This window comes from Mesorhizobium argentiipisi (SeqCode) (assembly GCF_037179585.1).
GTDB lineage: Bacteria > Pseudomonadota > Alphaproteobacteria > Rhizobiales > Rhizobiaceae > Mesorhizobium > Mesorhizobium argentiipisi.
In genome coordinates, this window is the sequence record NZ_JAPYKO010000002.1 from 142972 (window position 1) to 168708 (window position 25737).

A 25737-nucleotide genomic window follows, 5' to 3' on the forward strand; every position below is an offset into this window, starting at 1 on the left:
GGGTTGGGCCAGCAAAAGCGAGCCGCGTTCAGCGGCTCTATCCGAATATGTGAATGACCACCGTCAGCCAGAACGACGTGGTCACCACCGCGCTTGCGGTGGCAAGCGTCATCTGGTTCGAGGCCAGCGCCTGGCCGGTGTTGAACTGGACGGCGATCAGATAGGAGTTGATGCCTGAAGGCAGTGCCGCAACCACCACCGCGACCTTGGCCGTCAGCGGCGGCAGACCGAGAAGCCAGACGAAGGCCAGAACCAGCGCCGGCATCAGGAACAGTTTCAGCACCGACAGCGCCAGCGCCGGCCTGATATTCCCGGAGATGCCGAAGCGGCGCAGGCTGAGCCCCATGGCGAACAGCGCCACCGGACCGGCCGTGTCGGCAAGCGTGTCGACCAGCCGCTCGACCAGGTTCGGCATCGGTGCGCCGGTGAGGCGCCAGGCGAGCCCCGCCAGAATGCCGATGATCAGCGGATTGATGAACAGGCGCCGGAGGAAGCTTTTGACGACGCGCAGAGGATGCACCGTCTCGCCGCTGCCGCGCCCGAACATCTCGAACAGCACGATCGAGGCCATCATCATGATCGGCAGGTGGACCGAGACCAGCAGCGACAGCACTTCGAAGCCGCTGGCGCCGAATATGCCCAGGATGAAGGGCGCGCCGAGCAGCACGACATTGGAATAGGCCGAGGATACGCCGCCGACGATGCCGGCGCGGGCATCTCGCCCGAACAGCCGCGTCACCACCAGATGGCCCACGGCCCAGGTGATGGCCGCGGCCGCGAAATACGCGCCCCACAGCGACCAAGGCGTGACGCCGTGGAAATCCGATTTGACCATGGTCTGGAAGAGCAGCAGCGGCATCGCCACGTTGACGGCGAATTCGGAAATGCCCTCCCCGCTCACCGGCTTCAAATAGTTAGTGAGCCCGGCAATATAGCCGAGCGCCACAAGGCTGAAGACGAAGAGGACGGTTTCGGTGAGTGGAGTCATTTTGCGGGCGGAGACATTTTTCCCGTGATAGGCGAGCCCTGACCGCGGCGCAATCGGCGCGGCGGGCCGATCTCCGGCGCCTCTGCTTGTTTTCCGGACGGCTTTGCGGTCCCTATATGCCAATCACGACCTTGGTTCGCCCGGGCCGCCATAGGACTTCCGATGCTTCGACTTGTTCTGGTGCTTTTTCTCCTAGCTGTTCCGAGCCTTGCCCACGCGACCGATGCCGGCTGGGCGCTGCTGCGCGACGGCGGCCATGTCGTGCTGCTTCGCCACGCCTTCGTGACCGGGGCGACGGACCCCGCCAATTTCGACATTGGCAATTGCGCCACGCAGCTCAATCTGTCCGAGCGCGGCAAGCAGCAGGCAAGCCGCATCGGCGCGCTGTTCGCGGCGCGCGCGGCGCCGATCGATCATGTGCTCTCCAGCCGCTACTGCCGCTGCCTGGACACCGCCCGCATCGCTTTTGAATCCGAGCCGCAGCCCTTCGCGCCGCTCGACCTGCTCAAAACCGACCCGGCCGAAAAGGCCGCGCAAATGGCCGCGATCATCAAGGAGATCCGCGGCTATTCCGGCTCCGACAATCTGGTCCTGGTAACGCATGTGGAAAACATCGAGGCGCTCACCGGCGTCGCGCCACGCGAGGGCGAAGCCGTGGTGGTGGCGCCGGATGGTGATGGCCTCAAGGTGCTTGGACGGGTCACGTTCTAAGGCGGCGCCAACCGGTGTTGCCGAAATGCAACTCCCGGGAGAAGCCGCAAATTCGCCGCGAGAATGCCGCTTGCGACAACCCGTCGCAGGGTCTATAGGCGCGCTCCCGGTCACGAAAACCGAAGCGAGCACAGCGGTTTGGAGCTTTCGCCTCCGCCCGCGCAGCCGGCTTTGCCGCGCTGTGTACGGTGCCGTTTCGGAGTGTTGGGACTTGCGGGTGTAGCTCATGGAGAGCGCCGGAGTTGGTCCGGAGACAGGGTTCGATTCCCACACCCACGACACGGATAGCTCAGTTGGGTAGAGCATCAGACTCATAATCTGACGGCCGAAGGTTCGAGTCCTTCTCCATTTGGCCTGATAAGCCAAGGCACCCTTTTACGGTGTTATTCGAAAATGGTCCGGGGACCGGAATGCGAGGACTTCACGGACGGCAAGGTTTCGGCCTCGCCGGGCGGCGATGTCCTGCGCCATCGGCTCGCGGCCAGGCCCGCGGTGACGATCAAGGCGCGGCGCGGCCGGCAAAGGAAGCTTCGGCTTCCGGCGCCCGCTTCGTCGCCCCGCGATCCGCTCCCGAATGCCCGCGGCGGATCGATGCTATCGGTCCCCGGATCATTCGTGCCCGGGAGATGAAGCACGACGACGTGAAACGAGAAACGAAAGGATGCTTCGACGCATGACGTGACGCCTCGCATGGGGCCATGCCCGACAGGAGTAAGACAATGAAGACCATTCTCGCAAAGCTTCTTGGACGCCAGCGCGTCCTCGTGAAGGAAAATGAACGTGCCGTCGCCCTCTACAAGGGCGAGATCCAGGCGATCCTGATGCCGGGCGAACATTGGCTCGCCAACCAGCGCGGAAACCTGGAAATCTCCAGGCACGACCTGAAGAACCCGGAATTCGTTTCGGCATACGAGAAGGCGTTGTTCGACAAGCTCCCGGACGTGGCCGCGCGTCACTTCACCGTCGTCCGCACCGGACGCACGGAGGTTGCGGTCATCGAGCGCGACGGTGCCTTGCATGCTGTTCTGATTCCGGACCGCAAGCTCGTGCTTTGGACCGAGGCGGGACCGTGGAAGGTGACGTCCGTCGACACGGCGGCCGATCTGGCTGTCGATCCGGCCCTGATGCGCCGGATCGGCCAGGCCCGCAAGACGGAGCATGTGTTCCTCTATCCGGTCGTGGACGGCCAGGTCGGGTTGCTGTTCGTGGATGGCGTCTTCGCCCGCACACTTGCCGCGGGCGTGCATGCCTTCTGGAATGTCGGGCGCATGGTCCAGGTGAAGGTCGTCGACACCAAGCGCCAGTCGCTCGATGTCGCCGGGCAGGAAGTGTTGACCAGGGATCGCGTGACGATCCGCGTCAACATCGCCGCCGAATACCGGGTCGTCGATCCGGTGACGGCGGTGAGCACGGTCAAGGACTTCTCGGAAGCCCTCTACCGCGCCCTGCAGTATGCCTTCCGCAAGACGCTTGGCGCGCTCACGCTCGACCAGATCCTCGACAAGAAGGTGACGGTCGACGAGGACGCGGCAGCCAAGGTGCGCGACGACATGGCCGCGATCGGCGTCGAGGTCAGCGATATCGCTCTCAAGGATGTCATCCTGCCGGGCGATATGCGCGAGATCCTCAACCAGGTGGTTTCGGCCGAGAAGCAGGCCGAGGCCAACGTCATCCGCCGCCGCGAGGAGACGAACGCCACGCGTTCGCTGCTCAACACGGCCAAGGTGATGGCGGAGAATCCGGTGATGCTGCGGCTGAAGGAGCTCGAGGCTCTCGAAGCCATCGCCGGTAAGGTCGAGCGGTTCACCGTCCACAACGGGACGGGCGGGCTGCTCAACGACCTGGTCAAGCTCCGCGACTGATGCATGTCGCCCAAAGCGGTTCCGGCTTTGGGAGAACAACATGCATCGACATGGAAAGCTTACGCAGCATAAAATGGGAAGGGCCGCCGGTTCGATCGGCGGCCCTTCTTGCCTTTCCTCAACCCTGTACCCATCTGCCCCCGGCGCATCAGGCCTTTTCCTGCCGGGAAAAACCGATTAGACAGCGCCCAAACAAGATGCGGACAGATTCCGCCCGCAACCGAAGGAAGAGCCCTTGTCCACCACTTTCGAGAAAGTCGCCAAGATCATTGCCGACACCAGCGAGATCGACATCGACACCATCACGCCCGAGAGCCACACCATCGACGATCTCGGCATCGATAGCCTCGATTTCCTCGACATCGTTTTCGCCATCGACAAGGAATTCGGCATCAAGGTGCCGCTCGAGAAGTGGACGCAGGAAGTCAATGACGGCAAGGCTTCGACCGACGATTATTTCGTCATGAAGAACCTGTGCGCCAAGATCGATGCTCTGGTCGCGGCCAAGAACGCCTGATGTCCACAGAGCGCGCGAACTTGACGCGCTCAGCGCATGAGCCGGAAATCGGCATCGATTTTCGGAAAGGATCATGCGCAAAATCAAAAAGTCGCCTGACCCACAACAGCCACCCATGAGTTCCCACGACGTCGTCATCACCGGGATTGGCCTTGTCTCTTCATTGGGAGAAGGTCCCGACGCGCACTGGCAAAAGCTGACGCAGCCCGGTTTCCAGCCGGTGCTCGATGCGGCGCGCTTCGCGCCCTATACGATCCATCCCCTGCCGGAGATCGACTGGAACCTGCAGATCGCCAAGCGCGGCGACCAGCGCCAGATGGAAACCTGGCAGCGGCTCGGCACCTATGCGGCCGGCCTGGCGCTGGATGACGCCGGCATCAAGGGCAATGACGAGCTTTGCACCACCATGGACATGGTGGTGGCGGCCGGCGGCGGGGAGCGCGACGAAGCCGTCGATGCCGTGATCCTTGCGGCCTCCGAGAGCCGTAACGACCGCGACGTGCTGCTCAACGAGAAGCTGACGACGGAACTGCGGCCGACTTTGTTCCTCGCCCAGCTCTCCAACCTGCTCGCCGGCAACATCTCGATCGTCCACAAGGTCACCGGTTCGTCGCGCACCTTCATGGGCGAGGAAGGCGCCGGCGTCTCTGCCGTCGAGACGGCGGCCGCGCGCATCCGCTCGGGACAGTCGACCCATGTTCTGGTCGGCGGCGCCTTCCAGACCGAGCATTCCGACATGCTGCTCGGCTACGAGCTTGCCGGCTACCTGCATCGTGGCCCGTGGAAACCGGTCTGGCAACGCCAGGGTTCAGAAGGCGGCGGCGTGGTCACGGGCTCCGGCGGCGCTTTCCTGGTGCTCGAACAGCGCGAACACGCAAAAAACCGTGGCCGCAAGATCTACGCCGAGCTTGGCCCCGTCGTCTCCGGCCGCGCCAGGCGCCGGCAAGGCGAGTTGAATTCGGAGATTGCTGCGCTGTTGAAGCAGGCCAACCTTCCCGACGGCGACCTGCTTACGATTTCCGCCGCTTCCGGCGGCCACGCCGCCACCGCGGCCGAAAAGGCGGTGCTCGACGCCAACCCGGCTTTGGCCGTGCGTGCCTTTTCAACGCTGACCGGCCATATGAAGGAAGCGCAATTCCCCTTTGCGGTTGCGCTCGCGGCGATGGCCGTCGATCGCGGCGCCGGCTATCCTGTCTTCGATGCCACAGTGGAGCGCCCATTCGAAGGCGCTCCCAATTCCGTCCTTGCAACCGCGATCGGCTACCACCAATTCGAGGGCCTGGGGCTGGTTAAAGCCGCTTAGATCGGTTTTTCGCAATTCCGGGCGGAAAACCGCTGCACACTTTTCCTAGAATTGCTCGATAACGAGGCAGACAAAGCATGGCCAATCTTCGCGATCACATGGGCAGGCCGATCGTCGCCGTTACCGGCATCGGCGTGGTGACCTCGCTCGGCATCGGCAAGGCCGACAATTGGGCGGCGCTGACCTCGGGCAAATCCGGCATCCATCCGATCACCCGCTTTCCGGTCGACCACCTCAACACCCGCATTTCCGGCATGGTCGACTTCCTGCCCTCGAGCTCGAAGGGCGCGAGCCACCTCACTTACGAACTGGCCGAGACGGCAGCCCAGGAGGCTGTCTCGGAAGCAGGCCTCGATTCCGGCGATTTCGGCGGCCCGCTGTTCCTGGCCTCGCCGCCGGTCGAGCTCGACTGGGCCGACCGCTTCTCGCTCTATAATTCCGACAAGCAGGAGGCAGGCGCCGAAAGGTTGCTGCGCGTGGCGCGCGGGTTGAAGGAGCTGGATGTCTTCGAAACCACCCAGTTCGGCTCGATCGCCGACCGGCTGGCCGACCGCTTCGGCACGCGGGGCCTGCCGATCACGCTGTCGACCGCCTGCGCCTCGGGCGCCACCGCCATCCAGCTCGGGGTCGAGGCGATCCGGCGCGGCGAGTGCGACAAGGCGCTGTCGATCGGCGCCGACGGCTCGGCGACCGCCGAAGCGCTGATCCGTTTCTCGCTGCTCTCGGCGCTGTCCACCCACAACGACATTCCCGAGAAGGCCTCAAAGCCATTCTCCAAGGACCGCGATGGCTTCGTGCTGGCCGAAGGCTCCGGCGCACTGGTGCTGGAATCGCTGGAAGCCGCCCTTGCGCGCGGCGCGACGATCCTGGGCATCATGCGCGGCTGCGGCGAGAAAGCCGACGATTTCCATCGCACCCGCTCCAAGCCCGACGGCTCGCCGGCGATCGCGGCCGTGCGCGCTGCCCTTGCCGATGCGGGCCTCGGCGAAGACGAGATCGACTACGTCAATGCGCACGGCACCTCGACGCCCGAGAACGACAAGATGGAGCACCTGTCGCTGTCCACCGTCTTCGGCGAGCGCATCGGCTCGATGCCGATCTCGTCGAACAAATCGATGATCGGTCACACACTGTCGGCCGCCGGCGCGGTGGAGGCCGCCTTCTCGCTGATGACCATGCGCGAAAGCGTCATTCCGCCGACCATCAATTACGACAATCCCGATCCGGCTATTGTCCTCGACGTCGTCCCGAACAAGAAGCGTGACGCCGAGGTCGGCACGGTTTTGTCGAACTCCTTCGGCTTTGGCGGCCAGAACACCTGCCTTGTCATGGCGCGGGAACCGGTCTAAGCGGATTTTTTCCGCAATGCATGTCGCGCAAAACTGAAATCGGTTTTGCGACAACGACGTGCGTAACAAAGAAACTAAAGCGCATTGCGCTTTAGAACCGAACTGACAGGCCCAATGCGCGCATTGCAACTTATCGAGGACCGCCGTCTCGAAACGGTGGACCTGCCGCCTCCCCCGCCGCCTTCGCTGGGCGAAGTGACGCTCCGTATCAAGGCGGTGGCGCTCAACCATATCGATGTCTGGGGCTGGCGCGGTATGGCCTTTGCCAAGCGCAAGCTGCCGCTGGTCGTCGGCGCCGAAGCCGCCGGCGAGGTCGAGGCAGTCGGCCCCGGCGTCTCCGGCCTGCAGCCCGGACAATTGGTCTCGATCTATGGCGCGCGCACCTGCGGGCTGTGCCGCGCCTGCCGCGAAGGCCGCGACAATCTCTGCGAGCATGTCTCCGGCGTGCACGGCTTCCATCTCGACGGCTTCGCCCAGGAGAAGATCAACCTGCCGGCGCGCCTCGTGGTGCCCGCTCCTCCCGGCGTTAGCGAAATCGGCGCCGCGGTCGCGCCCGTCACCTTCGGAACGGTCGAGCACATGCTGTTCGACAACGCGAAGCTGGAACCGGGCGAAACCATCCTCGTCCATGCCGGAGGCTCCGGCATCGGCACCGCAGCCATCCAACTCGCCAAGAAGATGGGCTGCACGGTCATCACCACGGTCGGCTCGAACGACAAGATCGACAAGGCCAAGGCGCTTGGCGCCGACCATGTCATCAACTACCGCGAGGACCGTTTTGAAGGCGTCGTGCGCAAGCTGACGAAGAAGAAGGGTGTCGATGTCGTCTTCGAGCATGTCGGCGCCGACACATTCGCCGGCTCGATGCTGTGCTTGAAGCGCGGCGGCCGCCTGGTCACCTGCGGCTCGACCTCGGGCGTGTCGACGCAGATCAACCTGATGCAGCTCTTCCAGCAGCAGCTGAAGCTGCTCGGCTCCTTCGGCTGCCGCATGGAGAACATGGCCAATGCCATGCAGAAGATGGCCGCCGGCCTCGTCGTCCCCGTCACCGATACCGAAGTCGGCTTCGACGACATCGATGCCGCGCTGAAGCGCATGGAAGGCCGCGACGTCTTCGGCAAGATCATCCTGCGCGTTTCCTAAGCAGTTCCAGGAAAGGCGGATGGTCGGCACGGTGTTCAGGAAAGCCCGCCGGGACTTGATGTTCCGCTACGGGCGGCGGCTGCGCCAGTTGGAGCACTGGCTGGTCGCCAAGCTTGCTATCGTCTTGCTCTCGCTGCTGCGCCTGTTGCCGCCGGACAGCGCGCTCAACTTCGCCGACCGCGTCGCCCGCCGGGTCGGTCCGCTGGTCGGGCGCCATCGCGTTGCGGTCAACAATCTGCGCCTTGCCTATCCGCAAAAGAGCGACGCCGAGATCGAAGCCATCGCGCGCGACATGTGGGGCAACATGGCCCGCCTCGCGGCCGAATACATCTTCCTCGATGCGCTGTTCGACTTCGATCCGAACGCTTCGAAGCCGGGCCGGGTCGAGGTGCGCGGCGTCGAACATTTCCACGAGATCGCCGGCGAGAAGAAGCCGCATATCTTGTTCACCGGCCATCTCGGCAATTTCGAGCTGCTGCCGGTGGCCGCCGCCACCTTCGGCATGAACATCACGGCGCTGTTTCGCCCGCCGAACAACCCCTATCTCGCCGACTACATCCACTCGACGCGCCGCTCCTCGATGGGCGCGCTGCTGCCCTCCGCCGCCGGAGCGTCCTTCGCCCTTGCCGCCATCCTGGAAAAGGGCGGCAATATCGGCGTGCTGGTCGATCAGAAATTCTCGGGCGGCGTAGACACGACCTTCTTCGGCCGCCCGTGCCAGAGCAATCCGATGCTCGGCATGCTCGCCCGCCACTATGACTGCGATGTCTACCCCGCCCGTTGCATCCGGCTGCCGGGCAACCGCTTCCGTCTGGAAATCCAGGACAGGCTGACCTTGCCGCGCACCGAAGGCGGCAGCGTCGATGTCAGCGCCACCACCCAGCTGCTCACCGATGTGGTCGAGCGCTGGGTGCGTGAGGATCCCGGCCAGTGGATGTGGTTCCACAAGCGCTGGGAAATCAGCGGCCGCCGCCGTAAGCGCGGACAGTCGAAGGCGACAGTCGGCCTTTAGGTCAGTTGGTGACGACAATCCGCGTGTTGCCGAAGCCGACTTCCTTGACCATCGAATAAAAGGCTGCGGCGTTAGCCGGATGCAGGCGCACGCAGCCATGCGACGCCGGTCGTCCGAGATTTCTCACCGACCCGGTGCCGTGAATGGCGTAGCCGCCGTGAAAGAACACCGAATACGGCATCGGCGAGTTGTCGTATTTGCGCGAATACCACATCCGGGCGGTCCATTGCGGCCGGTAGCTGCCGCGCGGCGTGAAATAGCCCTTGCGCGCGGTCGACACACTCCAGCGATAGACGACTTGGCCATATTTGCTGACGGTCATGGTCTGTGATGAGACGTCGATATTGGCGACCAGCGTGGCCGCCCGGCTTGCGATAGACATGCCGAACAACGCGGTTGCCAGCACGGTTGCCGTGAGAACGAACTTTTTCATGCGATCAAACCCCTTTGATTGCCCCCTGCCATCCATGCGGTTTTCCATCTTTTTTGCCGGCAGGTGCGTTAAGTACCACACACTGATTGACGAAACCGCCAATCCAATGCGGTGAATTTGAATGATTTTCCCGGTATAGTTGCCGCTGCGACACGCACCCTCTGGAGTTTAGGCGAGGGCGTTGGGCCATGCCTGGATCGTCGTGTGGCAATGAGTGACTGCTGCTTGCAAAAGTGCTGCGTTCCTTCTTCAATCCACCGCATGGACGAACAACTTCTCAAGGCGGTCGAGGACCGGGCCGACGACCTCGTTGCGCTGACCGCCGACCTGATCCGCTTCCCGACCGTCAACCCGCCAGGCGAGGCCTACCGGCCATGCGCCGAGTTTCTTGGCGCGCGCCTGAAGAAACGCGGCTTCGAAACCGAATTCATCCGTGCCGAGGACGCGCCCGGCGACAGCGACCGCTATCCGCGCGTCAATATCGTCGCCCGTTTCGACGGCCGCTCGCCCGGCGCCTGCGTGCATTTCAACTCACATATCGACGTGGTCGAGGCGGGCGACGGCTGGACCGTCGATCCCTTTGCCGGCGTGGTGAAGGACGGCAGGGTCTATGGCCGCGGCGCCTGCGACATGAAGGGCGGTCTGGCCGCCTCGGTCATCGCCGCGGAAGCCTTCATGGCAACCTATCCGGATTTCCCCGGCGCCATCGAGATATCGGGCACGGCGGACGAGGAATCGGGCGGTTTCGGCGGCGTCGCGCATCTGGCCAGGCTCGGCTATTTCTCCAAGCCGAAGGTAGACCACGTCATCATCCCCGAGCCGCTGAACAAGGATCGCATCTGCCTTGGCCATCGCGGCGTCTGGTGGGCCGAGATCGAAACCAAGGGGGAGATCGCGCATGGCTCGATGCCGTTCCTCGGCGACAATGCAGTACGCCACATGGGCGCCGTCCTGCAGGCCTTCGAGGAGGAATTGTTCCCGGCGCTCGACCGCAAGATGACGCGCATGCCGGTGGTGCCGGAAGGCGCCCGGCGCTCGACCATGAACATCAATTCCATCCATGGCGGCCAGACCGAGGATTTCCGGCCGGGGCTTCCCTCGCCCAACGTGCCGGATTCCTGCCGGCTTACCATCGACCGGCGCTTCCTGCTCGAAGAGGACATCGTCACCGTAAAAGCCGAAGTCATCGGCATCCTCGACCGGCTGAAGCGCGAGCGCAAAAAATTCGACTACGAGATCCGCGACCTCATGGAGGTGCTGCCGCTGATGACCGAGCGCGACGCGCCAGTGGTGAAGGCTGTCGCGAAAGGCATCATGGAGGTGTTCGACCGCGAACCCGACTATGTGATCTCGCCGGGCACATACGACCAGAAGCATGTCGCGCGCATCGGCCACCTCTACGATTGCATCGCCTACGGCCCGGGCATTCTCGACCTCGCCCACCGGCCGGACGAATGGGTCGGCATCGCCGACATGGTGGAATCGGCCAAGGTGATGGCGATCGGCCTCAACATCTTGCTGACAGGTACGACGGACTAAGAGCAATTCCAGGAAAAGTGTGTAACGGTTTTCCGTCTGGAATTGCGCAAGAACAAGAGAGCGAGCGGTTCTCCGTTTCCGTGAAACGGTGAAACGCCCTAATCGCGCCGTTAATGGGAAAAACATTTCCCGCGGCGGGACACGGCAGCACGAAACGCAATTTACTCGCGCGCGAAATCACGCTTCTATCCGCCAGCCTGAGCACGTTTGAGCAATGGGAGTTCAGCGATGAAACTGTGGAAGACCATCCTGGCCGCGGCTGTGCTGTCGCTTGCTGCCGCCACGTCGGCCTTTGCCGCACGCACCGACCTCACGCTTGGCATCGTGCTTGAGCCGCCACATCTCGATCCGACCGCCGGCGCGGCCGCGGCCATCGGCGAAGTCACCTATGCCAATGTCTTTGAAGGGCTAACGCGCATCGACGACAACGGTCAAGTTCAACCCGCTCTCGCCGAGAGCTGGGCAGTCTCCGACGACGGCAAGGTCTACACGTTCAAGCTGCGTTCCGGCGTGAAGTTCCACGATGGCTCGGCCTTCAGCGCCGACGACGTGAAATTCTCGCTGGACCGAGCGCGTGCTAAGGATTCGCTCAATCCGCAAAAGCAGCTCTTTGCCCACATCACCGATGTCACAGCGGTCAATCCGACGACCGTCAAGGTCACTCTCGACGGGCCGCAGGGCAGTTTCCTCTACGACATGGGCCAGGTTGCGGCAGTGATCGTGGCGAAGGCGTCCGCCGAAGGCAATAAGGACAAGCCGATCGGCACCGGTCCATTCAAGCTCGATCACTGGGCCAAAGGTTCCGAGATCACGCTCGTCAAGAACTCGGACTATTGGGGTACAGCCGCCGCGCTCGACAAGGCGACGTTCCGCATCGTGCCGGACGCGGCCGCGGCTGTCCCCGCATTGCTCTCGGGCGACATCCAGGCTTTCGCCAACATGCCCGCACAAGACGCGCTCGCGCAGGTCCAGTCCGATCCCCGCTTCAGCGTCGTAATCGGCTCGACCGAGGGCGAGACAATCCTGTCGATCAACAACAAAAAGCCACCCTTCGATAAGCTTCCGGTGCGGCAGGCGCTCGCCTCGGCGATCGATCGCAGTGCCGTCATCGCCGCGGCCTCGAACGGTCTTGGAAAGCCGATCGGCTCTCATTTTTCGCCAGGCGATGCGGGCTATGTCGATCTCACTGGCGTCTATCCGCACGACATCGCCAAGGCCAAGGAATATCTGAAGGAAGCGGGGCTCGAGAACGGCTTTTCCGCCACGATCAAGCTGCCGCCCGTACCCTACGCACGCGACGGCGGCCAGGTGATTCAGTCACAACTGAAGGAGATCGGGGTCAATCTGCAGATCATTCCGGTCGAATGGGCGGAGTGGCTGAGCCAGGTCTTCACCAACAAGGACTACGACCTGACGATTGTTTCCCATGTCGAGCCAAACGACATCGATATCTATTCGCGGCCCGGCTACTATTTCCAGTATGACAATCCGAAGTTCAACGATCTCATCAAGGAACTCGGCACCACCGTCGACAAGGACAAGAGGCTGGAGCTGCTGGGCGAGACGCAGAGGATTCTCGCGCACGACGTACCCGCCGTCTACCTGTTCGAGCTGCCTAAGATTGGCGTCTGGGACGCCAAGCTGCAGGGCATGTGGACGAACTGGCCGATCGAGGCGGACGATCTCACCAAGGTGAAGTGGACGGATTGAGGCCGGCGCGATCGCCCGATCGCCTCCCATGACCGCCTACCTGCTCAAGCGCCTCATCATCGCCGCCCTCACCCTGGTGCTGGCCTCGATCGTGGTGTTTGCGGTCATGGAGATCCTGCCCGGCGATCCGGCACGCCTGATGCTGGGCATGAATGCCAGCGCCGATCAGGTCGAAATGCTGCGCAACCAGATGGGGCTGAACGCGCCGCTGGTGCTGCGCTACCTGCACTGGGCGGCGGGCTTGCTCAGCCTCGATTTCGGCCGCTCCTACACCTATTCGGTGCCTGTCATCGACCTGGTGCGCGAACGCATTGCCGTTTCCCTCCCGCTGGCGCTGATCGCGCTGGCGCTCTCGACCATCATCGCCATCCCGGTCGGCGTCTTCTCCGCCAGCCGGCAGGGCCGCGCCGGCGACACGCTCGCCATGGGTGCCGCGCAGCTCGGCGTCGCCGTGCCGAATTTCTGGTTCGCGCTGATGCTGATCTATCTGTTCGCCGTCTGGCTGCATCTGGTGCCGGCCGGCGGCTTTCCGGGCTGGAGCGCCGGCATCTGGGCTGCGTTGAAATCCCTGATCTTGCCGGCCGTCGCACTAGCATTGCCGCAGGCAGCGATCCTGGCGCGCGTCGCCCGCTCGGCGCTGATCGAGGTGCTCAACGAAGACTATATCCGCACCGCGCGCGCCAAGGGCCTGCCCTATCGCGCCGTGCTCTGGCGCCATGCGCTGCGCAACGCCATGATCCCGGTGCTCACCATCCTCGGCCTGCAATTCGCCTTCCTGCTTGCCGGAACCATCATCATCGAGAATGTCTTCTACCTGCCTGGCCTCGGCCGGCTGATCTTTCAGGCGATCACCCAGCGCGACCTGATCGTCGTCGAGAGCATCGTCATGCTGCTGGTCGCCGCCGTGATCCTGATCAACCTCCTCGTCGATTTCTCCTACGCCATCGTCGACCCCCGCCTCAGAGGCCGGCAATGACCATACGCGTCGACCTGCCCGAGGAAACGCTTGCCGGCGTGCTGGCCAAGGCCTTCGGCAACCGCTCCTTTCTGATCGGCTTGATCATCACGCTGCTGGTCGTGGCCGTCGCGCTCGTCTCGTTCCTGTGGACGCCTTACGACGTCACGAGGTTGGTGATTGCCGACAAGACGCAGGCGCCCTCCTGGGCGCACTGGTTCGGCACCGACCATTTCGGCCGCGACATCCTGTCGATGATCATGGTCGGCGCCCGCAACTCGATCGCCGTGGCGTTGGTCGCGGTCGGCATCGGCATGGGCATCGGTGTGCCGCTCGGCGCCTTCGCCGCGGCGCGCGGCGGGATAGTCGACGAGGCGCTGATGCGCCTCAACGATCTCGTCTTCGCCTTTCCGGCGCTGCTTTCGGCAATCATGATCACCGCGATCTTCGGTCCCGGGGCCGTCAACGCCATCATCGCCATCGGCATCTTCAACATCCCGGTCTTTGCCCGCGTCACCCGCGCCGGCGCTTTAGCCATCTGGCCGCGCGAATTCATCCTTGCCGCGCGCGCTGCCGGCAAGGGCATGACACGGATCACCGTCGAGCACATCCTGCCCAACATCGCGACGCTGGTGCTCGTCCAGGGCACGATCCAGTTCGCGCTGGGCATCCTAGCCGAAGCCGGGCTTTCCTATGTCGGCCTCGGCGCGCAGCCTCCGATGCCGAGTTGGGGCCGCATGCTGTTCGACGCCCAGACGCGCATGGTGACCGCGCCCTGGATGGTGATCTTCCCCGGCATGGCGATCGTCATCACCGTGCTCGGGCTGAACCTGCTCGGCGACGGCATCGCCGACATCCTCGATCCGAAATCGCGGCGGCGCCGATGAGCCTGCTCGAGATCGAGAACCTGTCGCTGACGATCGGCGCCACACCGATCCTGAAAGGCGTCGATCTGACCATCGCGCCCGGCGAGGTCGTCGGCCTCGTCGGCGAATCCGGCTCCGGCAAGTCGATGACGGCGCTGACGGTCATGCGGCTGCTGCCACATCTGGCACGCGCCGACGGACGCGTCGCCTTCGACGGCATCGACATCCTCGGCGCGAGCGAGGACCAGATGTGCGCCCTGCGCGGCGACGATATCGGCATGGTCTTCCAGGAGCCGATGACGGCGCTCAATCCGGTCAAGACCATCGGCGAACAGGTCGCCGAAGGCATACGCTGGCACACCAGGGCAGGTCGCGCCGAAGCCGAGGAGCGCGCGCGAAAAATCCTCGACCGTGTCGGCCTGCCCGAGGCCAAATTCCCGCTGTCGCGCTACCCGCACGAACTGTCCGGCGGCCAGCGCCAGCGCGTCGTCATCGCAATCGCCTGCGCGTTGAAGCCGAAGCTGCTCATCGCCGACGAGCCGACGACAGCGCTCGATGTGGTGCTGCAGGCGCAGATCCTCGATCTCCTCCGCGATCTGGTCAGCGAGAACCGCATGGGGCTGCTGCTCATCTCGCACGACCTCGCAGTGGTGACCGAGATGGCCGACCGCCTGACCATCCTGCGCCGTGGCGAGGTGACGGAAGCCGGCGACACCGCCCGCACGCTGTCGGAACAACAGCATCCCTACACACGCGAGCTGGCGCTGGCTTCCATGCATGTGCCGGCGCGCCCGAGGCCGCACCCTGCCGGCTCGGCAAAACCCTTGCTCGAAGTCGAAGGTATCGGCCGGGACTATCCGGGGCGGCGCGAGACCCTGTTCCGGCCGGCGCAGCCGATCCGCGCCGTCGACGATGTCTCGCTCACCATCGAGCCCGCGCAATCGGTGGCGCTGGTCGGCCGCTCGGGCTGCGGCAAGTCCACGCTTGCCCGCATGATCCTCGCTTTGGACAAGCCGACGGCGGGCACGATCCGCTTTCGCGGCGAGCCCATCACGGGCAGGCCGCAATCGGCGCTGAGGCCGGCAAGGCGCGACATGCAGGTCGTGTTCCAGGATCCTTACGGCTCCTTCGACCCGCGCCAGAAGGTGGAAAAGCTGGTGGCCGAGCCGCTGCATCTTCTGGAAAAGCAGCCGGCAAAGGCCGAGCGCCGCGAGATGGTCGCGCATGCGCTGCATGAAGTCGGGCTCGGATCGCGCGACATGGACAAATACCCGCATGAATTCTCGGGCGGCCAGCGCCAGCGCCTGTCGATCGCCCGCGCCATCATCACCCGCCCGAAGCTGGTGGTCGCCGACGAGCCGGTCTCGGCGCTGGATGTCTCGATCCGCGCCCAGATCCTCGATCTTTTCGCCGAGCTCAACCAGAAGCTCGGCATCGCCTATCTCTTCATCACCCATGACCTGACAGTCGCCCGCGCTATGGCGGACGAGGTGCTGGTCATGCATGAGGGCAAAGTCGTCGAGCGCGGCGGCACCGCCGATGTGCTCGACCATCCGCGCTCGGAAGCGGCACAAGCGCTTGTTGCCGCTGCCCCTGACCTGCATCGGGCCATCGCTCGGCGGTTGCAGGAGCAAGGTTAGCCTCTCAGATCATCTGGAATTTTCCAGAGACCTTGAACCGGAGATAAGCCTCTATGCTGCGCGCCATGTTGGGCAGCATTTCGGGCAAGCGGTCGGGCGCAAACCAGCCGACCGCTGTGCTTTCATCATCTGTGACGGCCGGCTCGCCTTCAAAGGAACGCGTGTAAAACACCAGCGCGAAAAACTGGGTGCGATCGCCATTCGGAAACTGGAAGGTTTCATATTGTGGATCGCAGCCGAACCCGAACGGTTCGATATCGCTGACGATCAACCCGGTTTCCTCGACGACCTCCCTGATCACCACCGCTTCCAAGCCTTCGCCTTCCTCGGCATTGCCGCCAGGCAGACCCCACAAGCCGAAATCGGTTCGCTTCTGCAGCAGGATGCGCCCGTCGGCGTGCTCGATGACGATGCGTGCGCCTGGCATGAGCACCAAACGGTTCCCGATCAACGCCCGCAATTGCCCAAGATAGCTGTCGGCAAAGGCCATTCAAACGCTCCCAGCGCCAGCGAACAGTTTGCTCACTCTTACGGCTTCACCAAATCGACGGGGCTGATGTCGAGCAGGTCGAGCGTGCGGCGCAGAAGCTTCACCTCGCTCTGCGCCAGCCTGGCATCGGCCTTGGCGATCTCGGCCATGTGGCGTGCAAGCAGCTTCCGGCGCTCGACATCGAGATCGCGGAACAGCGCGATCGCCTGCGAGCCGTTGGTCTCGTAGCCAAAATCGTTGAGATATTCGATGACGCTGTCGATCGAGCCCTCAGGGATGCCGAAGGCTTCCTTGCAGATGCGCCGGAACACGACCATCTCGCTCTCCGAGACCGAGCCGTCGGCCAGGATCATGCGGAACAACATCAGAAGTTCGGCCGACAGCACCGGGTCGTCTGCGACCTTGCGCACGCCCGGGTCACCGTCGAAGATCGAACGTATCTGGTCGAGCAGCGCCATCGCCATCAAGCTCCCCTTTGTGATTCCGTCGAGATTGTTAGCGTGGAATTGGTCTTGCGCAAACTGGTGGAGCGTGATGGAAGCTGCGGCTTGCTTCCAAGCACCCCTTCGCGATGATCGACCTTACCCTGCAGACCGTTCTCATCCTCATCGCCGCCGCCTTTGCCGCGGGCTTCGTCGACTCGATCGCCGGCGGCGGCGGGCTGATTACGATCCCCGCGCTGCTGCTTGCCGGTTTTTCGCCGGTCGCAGCACTCGGCACGAACAAGCTGCAAGGGATGTTCGGTTCGGGCTCGGCGACGATTCACTATGCCGCCAACGGCCAGGTCGATTTGCGCCGCCAGCTGCCGTCGGCGCTGCTGGCGCTTGTCGGCGGCGCGGTCGGGGCGCTTTTGGCGACCGTCGTGCCCGGCGATTTCCTGCGCGCGCTGTTGCCGCTGCTTCTGATCGCCATCGCGTTCTACTTCGCGCTGAAGCCGAACATGGACGACGTCGACCGCGCCGAGCGGCTGTCGCCTTTCCTGTTCGGGCTGATCGTCCCGCCGCTGGTCGGCTTCTATGACGGCGTCTTCGGTCCCGGCGCCGGCTCCTTCTATATGCTCGCCTTCGTCACGCTCGCCGGCTATGGCGTGCTTAAGGCGACGGCGCACACCAAGCTGCTCAATTTTGCGTCCAACATCGGCGGCTTCGTCGTCTTCGCCGCCGTCGGCGTCATCGACTGGAAGATCGGCCTGATGATGGGCGTGGCGCAGTTCATCGGCGCCCGCGTCGGCGCGAGCCTGGCGATCCGCATCGGCGCAAAGCTGATCAAGCCGCTGCTGGTGGTGGTCTGTCTGGCGCTGGCGATCAAGCTATTGGCCGACCCCGCCAATCCGCTGCGCCAACTGGTTGGTGTGTGAGGGCTCCTGCTGGTAGAGTTCTGGTGTTGCGAATCATGTTGGAGGGACAGACATGAATCTCAGTGCACCCACCCAGATCGTGTTCATTATTTCGTTAGTTATCGCCGTCATCGGCCTTCTCGCCGCCCTTGGCATTCTTGCATTCATTCCGCTTGCGTCCGTTTGGATCATGCTCATCGCCTACATCGTGCTCGCCGCCGGCTGTTTGATGCGCGGCGCCTGAAATTCGCAGATCTTAGGCAACCCGGAGCGCCCGGCCTTGCCGGGCGCTTTTGATTTGAGGACGCGGTCTGCTAGGCTCGCGCCATGTCCGACGAGCCAGAGCACCATCGCCAGGACAATCGGTCCCCGGCCCTCCATTTTGAGATGGTGCGGCGCAAGCCTGCTGCCTTGCTTACGGGCATCGTCACGGATATCTGCGGCTACCGCGAGACCCGCCCCGGCCATTTCCGCATCGTCGAATATGCTTCGCTAACCGTGCCGCTGGTGATCAGCTTCGCTGAACCCTTCGCCATCGGGCTCGGCCACAGCCCAGGTGACAATGACCGCCACGCCAGCTTCGCCGCCGGCCTCTATGCCGGGGCGGTGATGATCGAATCCTTCGGCGGCGCCTGCTGCGTCCAGGTCAATTTCACGCCGCTCGGCGCCAGGCAATTCTTCGGTCTGCCGATGAGCGAGCTGCGGGATCGCATGGTCGGGTTGGACGATGCGCTGGGCTTTGCCGGCATCGCGCTGCGCGAAAAGCTCGGCGAGACGACGGATTGGAACGCGCGCTTCGACATTGCCGAAGGATTCATTACAAGCCGCCTTGCCGAGGCGAATGCCCTTTCGCCCGAAATCTCCTGGGCGTACAGGACGGTCATCATGTCGGGCGGCCGCACCCGCATTTCGGCGCTCGCCGGCGAGATCGGCTGGAGTCGCAAGCATCTGGCCGCCAAATTCACCGACGCAATCGGCATCGGCCCGAAGACCTTGTCACGCATCGTACGCTTCAACCGCGCGCTGTCCCTGTCGAAGCGGCAGGACGAAGACTGGGCCGGCATCGCCGCCGATTGCGGCTATGCCGACCAGGCGCATCTGGTGCGCGAGTTCCGTCAGTTGGCCGGCGAAACACCGACCGGGCTCGCGGCAATGATCTAGCCCTCAGGCGAGGTAACATTTCTTCAAGACGCCGAGATCGCCTTCGCACAGACTGGCATTCATCAACCGATCCAGGGAGATTGTCATGCCGACAGCAAACGAAGCACCCCGTCTCTATCCGGCCCTGCGCTACAGGAACGCCGCCAAAATGATCGACTGGCTCAGCGAGGCCTTCGGCTTCGAACTTCACGCCCGCTATGGCGAGGGCGACATCGTCCACCACGCCGAGCTGACTTTCGGCTCCTCAATGATCATGCTGGGCACAGCACGCGACGACGACTACGGCAAGATGGTGGGCGAGCCCGGCAGTGGCGGCGGTAAGTCGATCTACGTCGCTGTCGGTGATGCCGATACCGCCTACGTGCGTGCCAAGAAGGCCGGCGCGAAAATCCTCCACGAACTGGTCGACCGCGACTATGGCAGCCGCGAGTTCATCTGCCTCGACCCGGAAGGCAATGTCTGGTCCTTCGGCACCTATTGGCCGAAGGCGGGTGAGAAGGCGTAGTCAGCGCGCCAGCCCAAAAATCGCATCGCAGTCGAGATGCCTTTCCAACTCCCCAGCGACCTCGTCCAGCGCCTTCTCGACGTCCGCGCGATAATCGATGCCGCCTCCCTTGACGCCAAGGCTCTCCAGATAGGCGGCGCGAAAAGCGTCCGCGGAAAACAGCCCGTGCAGGTAGGTGCCGATCACCTTGCCGTCGGCAGAGACCGCGCCGTCCTCGACGTCGTGGAGGATCGCCGAGGGCCGCGCCGTATCCGGGCCGGTGGTGCGGCCGAGATGGATTTCATAGCCCTCGAGCGGCAGGCCGAACTGCACCGAATGCGCGCTTGAATTGCGCACGGTCTTCTCAGGCTCCATCACCGTTTCTATGTCGAGCAGGCCGAGGCCTTCGGCCTCGGTGACGCTGCCTTCGATGCCGTCGGGATCGCGCACCATGCGGCCGAGCATCTGGTAGCCGCCACAGATGCCGACGACATGGCCGCCGCGCTTGCGATGGGCGAGAAGATCGCGATCCCAGCCGTTCTCGCGGAATTTTATGAGGTCGCCGATCGTCGATTTGGAGCCGGGGATGACCACCAGCCCGGCATCTTCCGGCAGCTTCTTGCCCGGCGGCACGAACACCACCTCGACCTGCGGCTCGGCTTTCAGCGGATCGAGATCGTCGAAATTGGCAATGCGCGCCAGCATCGGCACCGCCACCTTCAGCGCTCGTTTCTCGCCGGAAGCCAAGCGCTCGAGCACCACGGAATCCTCGGACGGCAGCCGCCCGGCCGCCTTCAGCCACGGCACGACGCCGAAGCAGCGCCAGCCGGTGAACCTTTCGATCGCGCTTATCCCCTCGTCGAACAACGAGACATCGCCGCGGAACTTATTGATGAGATAGCCGGCGATCATGCGCCGGTCTTCCTCCGGCAGGATCAGATGCGTGCCGGCCACGGACGCAATGACGCCGCCGCGGTCGATGTCGCCGACCAGGATCACCGGCACATTGGCCCGCGTGGCGAAGCCCATATTGGCGATGTCGCGGCTTCTGAGATTGATCTCGGCGGGCGAGCCCGCACCCTCGACGATGACCAGGTCCGCGCCCTCGCCCACCTTGGCCCAGGAATCCAGCACCGCGTCCATCAGCCCGGCTTTCATCGCCTGGTAGTCGCGCGCCCGCGCCTCGCCATAGACCTTGCCCTGCACCACCACTTGCGAGCCGATATCGCTCTGCGGCTTGAGCAGCACCGGGTTCATATGGACGGTCGGCCTCACCCCGCAAGCCAGCGCCTGCAGCCATTGCCCGCGGCCGATCTCGCCTTCGCCGGCTTTGTCGTCGCCCGGAATGTCGGCGACCGCGGCATTGTTCGACATGTTCTGCGGCTTGAACGGCCGCACCTTCAGCCCGCGATTCTTCGCAGCACGGCAAAGCCCCGCCACCAGCACGGTCTTGCCGACATCCGAACCGGTGCCTTGCAGCATGATCGCCCTGGCCATCAGCTCTTGCCTCCCGAGCCGATTGTCGATTTCTGCGCCAGCGGTCCGCCGCGCCAGAGATAGAGCGCCATCAGCGGTTCCTTGCCCGTGCGCATGGCATGGCTGACGTTGGAAGCGTGGTGAATGACCTCGCCGGCGTCGCGAACATGGAAATCGCCCTCGCCCATTCGCCATTCCGTGCCGCCGGTCAGCGGGATGTAGATCTCCTCGGCAATGTGATGATGGTCGGGATAGACGATGTCGGGCCCGAGGATCAGCAGGCCGGCCGCGACCTCTTCGTTGACGAAATGCCCGCGTGTGCCGAACACTTCCAGCCAGCCGTAATTGTCGATGAAGCTCTGCTCGAAATCGGCGGGGGTATAGGTCTGCCCCCAGCGCAACTCGTCCCGCTGGTCGGCAACAAATCGCGTCAATGGCCTGGCATCGGCCGGTGCAAGCTCGGCGATGCGATCGAGATGGCTAAGGCAGCCAAGCGCGCGGGGTTCGAGAGAACGTACAGGCATGTCCCAGCCGATGCGCGCGACTTCGTCCGCGACCAGATCGTTGTCGACGCCGGCGAGATAGGCTTGGAATCGCTCCAGCAACTCATCGAAAATTGTCGGCACGCACGAGCTCCGTTCGTCATTCCATGCACAGCCGGTTCTCAACGGTCCGGGTTGCGCGGCGGCATCATTGGTCTAGATTGAACGGCGCGCAAAGCCAAAAACGACAGGCCAGAAGGCCTGAAGCGACAGGGAGCACGCCATGGACGCGGCAGTCGATGCGGGCACTGGCCAATTCGAACTCAACGAGGAACAGCGCGCCATCCAGGAGATGGCCCGAGCCTTCGCGTCGGACCGCGTCGCGCCCAATGCGCTCGACTGGGATAAGGCAAAGCACTTCCCCGCCGATGTGATCCGCGAGACCGGGCCGCTCGGCCTGGGCGGCATCTATGTGCGCGACGATGTCGGCGGCTCGGCGCTTGGGCGGCTGGACGCGGTTCTGATCTTCGAGGCGCTTGCCCATGCCGATCCGGCCTTCTCCTCCTTCATTTCCATCCACAACATGGCGGCCTCGATGATCGACCGGTTCGGCAGCGACGAGCAGCGCCAGCGCTTCCTGCCGAAACTGACCTCGATGGAGTGGCTGGCGAGCTATTGCCTGACCGAGCCCGGCTCAGGCTCGGATGCGGCTGCGCTGAAGACGCGCGCGGTGAAGAGCGGCGGCGATTACGTGCTCAACGGCGCCAAGCAGTTCATCTCCGGCGCCGGCGACAGCGACCTCTATGTCGTGATGGCGCGCACCGGCGCCGATGGCCCGAAAGGGATCTCGACCTTCGTCGTGTCCAAGGATGCGCCGGGCCTGTCCTTCGGCGCCAACGAGCACAAGATGGGCTGGCACATGCAGTCGACCCGCCAGGTCATCTTCGAGAACTGCAAGGTGCCGGCCGAGAACCTGCTCGCCGCGGAAGGCGCCGGCTTCGGCATCGCCATGGCCGGGCTCGACGGCGGGCGGCTCAACATCGCCGCCTGTTCGCTGGGCGGTGCGCAGTCGGCGCTCGACAAAGCGCTAGCCTATACGGCCGAGCGCAAGGCCTTTGGCTCCAAGATCAACCAGTTCCAGGCGCTGCAGTTCAGGCTGGCCGACATGGAGACGGAACTGCAGGCGGCCCGCATCTTCCTCTACGCCGCCGCTTCCAAGCTCGACCGCAAGGCGTCCGACGCCGGCAAATGGTCTGCGATGGCCAAGCGCTTCGTCACCGATATCGGCTTCGACATCGCCAACCAGGCGCTGCAATTGCATGGCGGCTACGGCTACCTGCATGACTATGGCATCGAGAAGCTGGTGCGGGATCTGCGCGTCCACCAGATCCTCGAAGGCACCAACGAGATCATGCGCGTCATCATCGCGCGGACGCTGATTGGGCGCTGACGCCGACGCGCATTGCCGAAGCAAAGATTCCGGAGGAACAAGAATGACAACGATCGCCTTCATCGGCCTCGGCAACATGGGTAATCCCATGGCCGCCAACCTCGTAAAGGCGGGTCATACGGTGCTGGGCTTCGACCTCGTGCCCGAGAACCTAGCGACCGCCAAGGAACATGGCATTACTGTCATGGCGAACGCCGTCGCCGCTGTGAAGGGCGCGGACGTCGTCATCACCATGCTGCCCGCCGGCAAGCATGTGCTGTCGGTCTATGAGGACATCGCGCCCAACGCCAGGAAAGGCGCGCTGTTCATCGATTCCTCCACCATCGATGTCGAATCGGCGCGCAAGGCGCATGCGATTGCCGCGAAGCATGGGCTGCAATCGATCGATGCCCCGGTCTCCGGCGGCACGGGCGGTGCTGCGGCCGGCACGCTGACCTTCATGGCCGGCGGCTCGGATGAAGCGTTTGCCGCCGCCGAGCCGATCCTGCAGCCGATGGCCGGGCGCGTCGTTCATTGCGGCGGCGCCGGCGCCGGACAGGCAGCCAAGATCTGCAACAACATGATTCTCGGCATCTCGATGATCGGCGTGGCCGAAGGCTTCGTCCTGGCCGAAAGGCTCGGCCTGTCGCATCAGGCGCTGTATGACGTCGCCTCCACTTCCTCGGGCCAATGCTGGTCGCTCACCACCTATTGCCCGGTGCCCGGCCCCGTTCCCGCTTCGCCGGCCAATCGCGACTACAAGCCGGGCTTTGCCGCCGCGCTCATGCTGAAGGACCTGAAATTGTCGCAGGAAGCCGCGCAGAGCGCGGGCGCCGTGACCCCGCTCGGCGCCGAAGCCACGCAGCTTTATGCCTTGTTCAACGCGCAAGGCCACGCCGGCGCCGATTTTTCCGGCATCATAAATTTCCTGCGCGGAAACAAAAGCTAAACGGCTGCTTTCGAACGGTTATTAGCGGATTTTTTCGACGCAAAGCCGGCAAATTTAGATTTGCTTAAGGTCTTGCTAACTCACCGGTAACGATGTGCCTTTAAAACGGATTGCGAGGCGGACATCGCGTCTGCCCGGCGCTCCGGATCAGGTCTCGCGTACCGGAGCCCGTAAGTTTCGCAAGTATCCTGTAGCGAAGCGCCATGCGTATCTGGCAGAGCCGCGTTCCCCGGGACGCGGTTTTTGCATTTCGGAGACGCCTTCCGCGAGCCGTCCAGGAATGGACCGGGCGCTCGGCCAGGAGCGCCCGGAGAATATCCGCTTAGCGCTTACGCAAATCGGCATCCGCGAGGTCGAGTGCTTTGGCGATGCGTTCGCAAGCCATGTCGATCGTGTCGCGCGTCCAGATCATCGGCGGCGAGAGAATCATCGTGTCGCCGGTGGCCCGCAACATCATGCCGTTCGCGACCGCATGGTCGCGCACGACGACGGCAGCGCTTCCCGACGGCAGATAGCGCTCCTTGGTCGCCTTGTCCTTGACGATCTCGATCGCGCCCATCAGGCCGATCGAGCGCACCTCGCCGACCAGCCTGTGCCCGGCGATCCGCTCCTGCAGCGCCTGCGCGAAATAGGGACCGGTGTCGTTCTTGACGCGCTCGACCAGGCCTTCTTTCTCGATGATCTCGAGATTCTTCAACGCCACCGCGCAAGCCACCGGATGACCGGAATAGGTGTAGCCGTGATAGAACTCGCCGCCCATCTCGACCAACGTCTTGGCGATACGGTCGCCGACCAGCAGCGCCGACAGCGGCTGGTAGCCCGAGGTCAGCGCCTTGGCGGTGGTAATCGTATCGGGCTCGATGCCGAACGTCTGCGCAGCGAACCATTCGCCGGTGCGGCCATAGCCGGTGATGACCTCGTCCAGCATCAGCAGCACGTCGTATTTGCGGCAGATGCGCTCCACTTCCGGCCAATAGCTCATCGGCGGGATCTTGACCCCGCCGGCGCCCATCACCGGTTCGCCGATGAAGGCGGCGACCTTGTCGGCGCCGGCCTCGAGGATCGCGTCCTCGACCGCCTTTGCCGCGCGAATGCCGAAATCATGGTCGCTTTCGCCAGGCAGCGCGAGCTCATAGGCATAGGGCATCATCACATGGACGATGTTGGGCACCGCGCCGCCGAGCTGCTTGTGCATCGGCTCCATGCCGCCCAGCGACGTGCCGGCTATCGTCGAGCCGTGATAGGCCGACTTGCGCGAGATGACGCGGTTCTTCTCGGGCTTGCCTTCAAGCGCCCAGTAGTGGCGCACGAGCCTGAGCGCCGTGTCGTTGGCCTCCGACCCGGACGAACCGTAGAAAACCTGGCTGACATGCGTCGGCGCCAGCTCCGCCAGCTTCTTCGACAACAGCACCGGCGTCGGCGTCGAGCATTTGAAGAAGGAGTTGTAGTAAGGCAGTTCCTTCATCTGCGCGTAGGCCGCCTCGGCCAGTTCGTCGCGGCCATAGCCGACATTGACGCACCACAGGCCCGCCATGCCGTCGAGGATTTCGGTGCCCTCGGCATCGTAGATGAACGGGCCTTTGGCATGGGTGATGATGCGCGATCCCGCCTCGCGCAGTTCCTTGTGGTCGGTGAAGGGATGAAGGTGATGCGCGGCGTCGATCTGCTGAAGCTGCTTCAGCGAATAATTCTGATAGGTCATGGGTTTGATCTTTCCTCTTGAATCAATCCGGCAGCGGCCGGGGCGGATTCGTCAGAGGAAGGCGGGCGGCGAGTAGCCGATGCGGGCGCACAGCCGCAACAGCTCGGCGCGAAGGGTCCGCGGTGACGGCGTCACCGCGACCCCGAAGGCGCCTGATGTGCTGAAGCGGATCATGGCGGCAGCTTATGCCGCCTGATGCC

The 25737-nt window shown here is 63.8% G+C and carries 25 protein-coding genes and 1 tRNA gene; 19 read left to right on the plus strand and 7 right to left on the minus strand.

What is annotated here, in order from left to right:
* Positions 1-37: 37 nt before the first annotated feature.
* Positions 38-988 carry an AEC family transporter gene (locus O7A05_RS03620; protein ID WP_337091587.1) on the minus strand — a complete coding sequence of 317 codons (951 nt, stop codon included), beginning with the start codon at positions 986-988 and terminating at the stop codon, positions 38-40.
* 162 nt (positions 989-1150) lie between these two features.
* On the opposite strand from O7A05_RS03620, the gene O7A05_RS03625 reads away from it, so the two are divergent.
* The 8 genes from O7A05_RS03625 (at position 1151) to O7A05_RS03660 (ending at position 8885) form a co-directional block, all read left to right on the plus strand.
* Positions 1151-1699: a histidine phosphatase family protein gene (locus O7A05_RS03625; RefSeq protein WP_224581251.1), complete on the plus strand. Its 549-nt coding sequence runs from the start codon at positions 1151-1153 to the stop codon at positions 1697-1699.
* A 282-nt stretch (positions 1700-1981) separates the two neighbouring features.
* Positions 1982-2047: transfer RNA gene (locus O7A05_RS03630), tRNA-Ile, on the plus strand.
* A 371-nt stretch (positions 2048-2418) separates the two neighbouring features.
* A complete protein-coding gene (locus O7A05_RS03635; protein WP_337091588.1) occupies positions 2419-3561 on the plus strand; it encodes a slipin family protein in 1143 nt (380 codons plus the stop codon).
* Between the two features lie 235 nt (positions 3562-3796).
* On the plus strand, positions 3797-4078 hold the full coding sequence (locus tag O7A05_RS03640) for an acyl carrier protein (protein WP_040981809.1): 282 nt from the start codon (positions 3797-3799) through the stop codon (positions 4076-4078).
* Between the two features lie 115 nt (positions 4079-4193).
* On the plus strand, positions 4194-5381 hold the full coding sequence (locus tag O7A05_RS03645; RefSeq protein WP_337091967.1) for a beta-ketoacyl-ACP synthase: 1188 nt from the start codon (positions 4194-4196) through the stop codon (positions 5379-5381).
* 77 nt (positions 5382-5458) lie between these two features.
* Positions 5459-6730, plus strand: coding sequence for a beta-ketoacyl-ACP synthase (locus O7A05_RS03650; protein WP_337091589.1), 1272 nt, complete (start codon positions 5459-5461; stop codon positions 6728-6730).
* A gap of 114 nt (positions 6731-6844) precedes the next feature.
* Positions 6845-7873 carry a zinc-binding dehydrogenase gene (locus O7A05_RS03655; protein ID WP_337091591.1) on the plus strand — a complete coding sequence of 343 codons (1029 nt, stop codon included), beginning with the start codon at positions 6845-6847 and terminating at the stop codon, positions 7871-7873.
* A 19-nt stretch (positions 7874-7892) separates the two neighbouring features.
* Complete coding sequence (locus O7A05_RS03660; protein WP_337091592.1) at positions 7893-8885, plus strand: lipid A biosynthesis lauroyl acyltransferase; 993 nt, start codon at positions 7893-7895, stop codon at positions 8883-8885.
* 1 nt (position 8886) lies between these two features.
* Here O7A05_RS03660 and O7A05_RS03665 read toward each other — a convergent pair whose 3' ends face one another.
* Positions 8887-9318, minus strand: a complete 432-nt coding sequence (locus tag O7A05_RS03665) for a L,D-transpeptidase (protein WP_337091968.1) — start codon at positions 9316-9318, stop codon at positions 8887-8889.
* Positions 9319-9579: 261 nt separating this feature from the next.
* Between O7A05_RS03665 and O7A05_RS03670 the strand changes: the two genes are divergently transcribed.
* From O7A05_RS03670 to O7A05_RS03690, 5 genes are all read left to right on the plus strand, one after another.
* The gene (locus O7A05_RS03670; RefSeq protein WP_337091593.1) at positions 9580-10857 is read left to right on the plus strand and encodes an acetylornithine deacetylase/succinyl-diaminopimelate desuccinylase family protein; all 1278 of its coding nucleotides are present in this window, start codon (positions 9580-9582) and stop codon (positions 10855-10857) included.
* Between the two features lie 228 nt (positions 10858-11085).
* Positions 11086-12567: an ABC transporter substrate-binding protein gene (locus O7A05_RS03675; protein ID WP_337091594.1), complete on the plus strand. Its 1482-nt coding sequence runs from the start codon at positions 11086-11088 to the stop codon at positions 12565-12567.
* Positions 12568-12595: 28 nt separating this feature from the next.
* On the plus strand, positions 12596-13543 hold the full coding sequence (locus O7A05_RS03680) for an ABC transporter permease (RefSeq protein ID WP_337091595.1): 948 nt from the start codon (positions 12596-12598) through the stop codon (positions 13541-13543).
* Complete coding sequence (locus O7A05_RS03685; protein ID WP_337091596.1) at positions 13540-14409, plus strand: ABC transporter permease; 870 nt, start codon at positions 13540-13542, stop codon at positions 14407-14409. The genes O7A05_RS03680 and O7A05_RS03685 overlap by 4 nt, the downstream gene beginning before the upstream one ends.
* Positions 14406-16028, plus strand: coding sequence for an ABC transporter ATP-binding protein (locus O7A05_RS03690; RefSeq protein WP_337091597.1), 1623 nt, complete (start codon positions 14406-14408; stop codon positions 16026-16028). Before O7A05_RS03685 ends, O7A05_RS03690 begins: the two co-directional genes overlap by 4 nt.
* Positions 16029-16032: 4 nt before the next feature.
* Here the strand turns inward: O7A05_RS03690 and O7A05_RS03695 are convergent, their stop codons facing one another.
* The gene (locus tag O7A05_RS03695) at positions 16033-16518 is read right to left on the minus strand and encodes an NUDIX domain-containing protein (RefSeq protein ID WP_337091598.1); all 486 of its coding nucleotides are present in this window, start codon (positions 16516-16518) and stop codon (positions 16033-16035) included.
* 38 nt (positions 16519-16556) lie between these two features.
* Entirely contained in the window at positions 16557-16982 is a 426-nt protein-coding gene (locus O7A05_RS03700) for a TerB family tellurite resistance protein (RefSeq protein WP_337091600.1), read from the minus strand.
* A gap of 107 nt (positions 16983-17089) precedes the next feature.
* Here O7A05_RS03700 and O7A05_RS03705 point away from each other — a divergent pair, with 107 nt between their 5' ends.
* From O7A05_RS03705 to O7A05_RS03720, 4 genes are all read left to right on the plus strand, one after another.
* Positions 17090-17875 carry a TSUP family transporter gene (locus O7A05_RS03705; RefSeq protein WP_337091601.1) on the plus strand — a complete coding sequence of 262 codons (786 nt, stop codon included), beginning with the start codon at positions 17090-17092 and terminating at the stop codon, positions 17873-17875.
* Between the two features lie 52 nt (positions 17876-17927).
* The gene (locus O7A05_RS03710; protein ID WP_224715183.1) at positions 17928-18098 is read left to right on the plus strand and encodes a hypothetical protein; all 171 of its coding nucleotides are present in this window, start codon (positions 17928-17930) and stop codon (positions 18096-18098) included.
* Between the two features lie 83 nt (positions 18099-18181).
* Positions 18182-19015: a helix-turn-helix domain-containing protein gene (locus O7A05_RS03715; protein ID WP_337091604.1), complete on the plus strand. Its 834-nt coding sequence runs from the start codon at positions 18182-18184 to the stop codon at positions 19013-19015.
* A gap of 85 nt (positions 19016-19100) precedes the next feature.
* The gene (locus O7A05_RS03720; RefSeq protein WP_337091605.1) at positions 19101-19520 is read left to right on the plus strand and encodes a VOC family protein; all 420 of its coding nucleotides are present in this window, start codon (positions 19101-19103) and stop codon (positions 19518-19520) included.
* Here O7A05_RS03720 and O7A05_RS03725 read toward each other — a convergent pair whose 3' ends face one another.
* Both O7A05_RS03725 and O7A05_RS03730 read right to left on the minus strand, forming a co-directional pair.
* Positions 19521-20996: a cobyric acid synthase gene (locus O7A05_RS03725; protein ID WP_337091606.1), complete on the minus strand. Its 1476-nt coding sequence runs from the start codon at positions 20994-20996 to the stop codon at positions 19521-19523.
* Positions 20996-21601: a dimethylsulfonioproprionate lyase family protein gene (locus O7A05_RS03730; RefSeq protein ID WP_337091608.1), complete on the minus strand. Its 606-nt coding sequence runs from the start codon at positions 21599-21601 to the stop codon at positions 20996-20998. The genes O7A05_RS03725 and O7A05_RS03730 overlap by 1 nt, the downstream gene beginning before the upstream one ends.
* A gap of 139 nt (positions 21602-21740) precedes the next feature.
* Here O7A05_RS03730 and O7A05_RS03735 point away from each other — a divergent pair, with 139 nt between their 5' ends.
* A complete protein-coding gene (locus O7A05_RS03735; RefSeq protein ID WP_337091609.1) occupies positions 21741-22907 on the plus strand; it encodes an isobutyryl-CoA dehydrogenase in 1167 nt (388 codons plus the stop codon).
* 43 nt (positions 22908-22950) lie between these two features.
* The gene (mmsB, locus tag O7A05_RS03740; RefSeq protein WP_337091610.1) at positions 22951-23835 is read left to right on the plus strand and encodes a 3-hydroxyisobutyrate dehydrogenase; all 885 of its coding nucleotides are present in this window, start codon (positions 22951-22953) and stop codon (positions 23833-23835) included.
* 322 nt (positions 23836-24157) lie between these two features.
* On the opposite strand, the gene O7A05_RS03745 is transcribed toward mmsB, so the two are convergent.
* Positions 24158-25537 carry an aspartate aminotransferase family protein gene (locus O7A05_RS03745; protein WP_337091611.1) on the minus strand — a complete coding sequence of 460 codons (1380 nt, stop codon included), beginning with the start codon at positions 25535-25537 and terminating at the stop codon, positions 24158-24160.
* Between the last annotated feature and the right edge of the window lie 200 nt (positions 25538-25737).

What these genes read in the sequence shown, in the direction of transcription:
- O7A05_RS03620 (WP_337091587.1), bottom strand. Translation starts at nt 988, where the DNA reads ATGACTCCACTCACCGAAACCGTCCTCTTCGTCTTCAGCCTTGTGGCG.
- O7A05_RS03625 (WP_224581251.1), top strand. Translation starts at nt 1,151, where the DNA reads ATGCTTCGACTTGTTCTGGTGCTTTTTCTCCTAGCTGTTCCGAGCCTT.
- O7A05_RS03635 (WP_337091588.1), top strand. Translation starts at nt 2,419, where the DNA reads ATGAAGACCATTCTCGCAAAGCTTCTTGGACGCCAGCGCGTCCTCGTG.
- O7A05_RS03645 (WP_337091967.1), top strand. Translation starts at nt 4,194, where the DNA reads ATGAGTTCCCACGACGTCGTCATCACCGGGATTGGCCTTGTCTCTTCA.
- O7A05_RS03650 (WP_337091589.1), top strand. Translation starts at nt 5,459, where the DNA reads ATGGCCAATCTTCGCGATCACATGGGCAGGCCGATCGTCGCCGTTACC.
- O7A05_RS03655 (WP_337091591.1), top strand. Translation starts at nt 6,845, where the DNA reads ATGCGCGCATTGCAACTTATCGAGGACCGCCGTCTCGAAACGGTGGAC.
- O7A05_RS03660 (WP_337091592.1), top strand. Translation starts at nt 7,893, where the DNA reads ATGGTCGGCACGGTGTTCAGGAAAGCCCGCCGGGACTTGATGTTCCGC.
- O7A05_RS03665 (WP_337091968.1), bottom strand. Translation starts at nt 9,318, where the DNA reads ATGAAAAAGTTCGTTCTCACGGCAACCGTGCTGGCAACCGCGTTGTTC.
- O7A05_RS03670 (WP_337091593.1), top strand. Translation starts at nt 9,580, where the DNA reads ATGGACGAACAACTTCTCAAGGCGGTCGAGGACCGGGCCGACGACCTC.
- O7A05_RS03675 (WP_337091594.1), top strand. Translation starts at nt 11,086, where the DNA reads ATGAAACTGTGGAAGACCATCCTGGCCGCGGCTGTGCTGTCGCTTGCT.
- O7A05_RS03680 (WP_337091595.1), top strand. Translation starts at nt 12,596, where the DNA reads ATGACCGCCTACCTGCTCAAGCGCCTCATCATCGCCGCCCTCACCCTG.
- O7A05_RS03685 (WP_337091596.1), top strand. Translation starts at nt 13,540, where the DNA reads ATGACCATACGCGTCGACCTGCCCGAGGAAACGCTTGCCGGCGTGCTG.
- O7A05_RS03690 (WP_337091597.1), top strand. Translation starts at nt 14,406, where the DNA reads ATGAGCCTGCTCGAGATCGAGAACCTGTCGCTGACGATCGGCGCCACA.
- O7A05_RS03695 (WP_337091598.1), bottom strand. Translation starts at nt 16,518, where the DNA reads ATGGCCTTTGCCGACAGCTATCTTGGGCAATTGCGGGCGTTGATCGGG.
- O7A05_RS03700 (WP_337091600.1), bottom strand. Translation starts at nt 16,982, where the DNA reads ATGGCGATGGCGCTGCTCGACCAGATACGTTCGATCTTCGACGGTGAC.
- O7A05_RS03705 (WP_337091601.1), top strand. Translation starts at nt 17,090, where the DNA reads ATGATCGACCTTACCCTGCAGACCGTTCTCATCCTCATCGCCGCCGCC.
- O7A05_RS03710 (WP_224715183.1), top strand. Translation starts at nt 17,928, where the DNA reads ATGAATCTCAGTGCACCCACCCAGATCGTGTTCATTATTTCGTTAGTT.
- O7A05_RS03715 (WP_337091604.1), top strand. Translation starts at nt 18,182, where the DNA reads ATGTCCGACGAGCCAGAGCACCATCGCCAGGACAATCGGTCCCCGGCC.
- O7A05_RS03720 (WP_337091605.1), top strand. Translation starts at nt 19,101, where the DNA reads ATGCCGACAGCAAACGAAGCACCCCGTCTCTATCCGGCCCTGCGCTAC.
- O7A05_RS03725 (WP_337091606.1), bottom strand. Translation starts at nt 20,996, where the DNA reads ATGGCCAGGGCGATCATGCTGCAAGGCACCGGTTCGGATGTCGGCAAG.
- O7A05_RS03735 (WP_337091609.1), top strand. Translation starts at nt 21,741, where the DNA reads ATGGACGCGGCAGTCGATGCGGGCACTGGCCAATTCGAACTCAACGAG.
- mmsB (WP_337091610.1), top strand. Translation starts at nt 22,951, where the DNA reads ATGACAACGATCGCCTTCATCGGCCTCGGCAACATGGGTAATCCCATG.
- O7A05_RS03745 (WP_337091611.1), bottom strand. Translation starts at nt 25,537, where the DNA reads ATGACCTATCAGAATTATTCGCTGAAGCAGCTTCAGCAGATCGACGCC.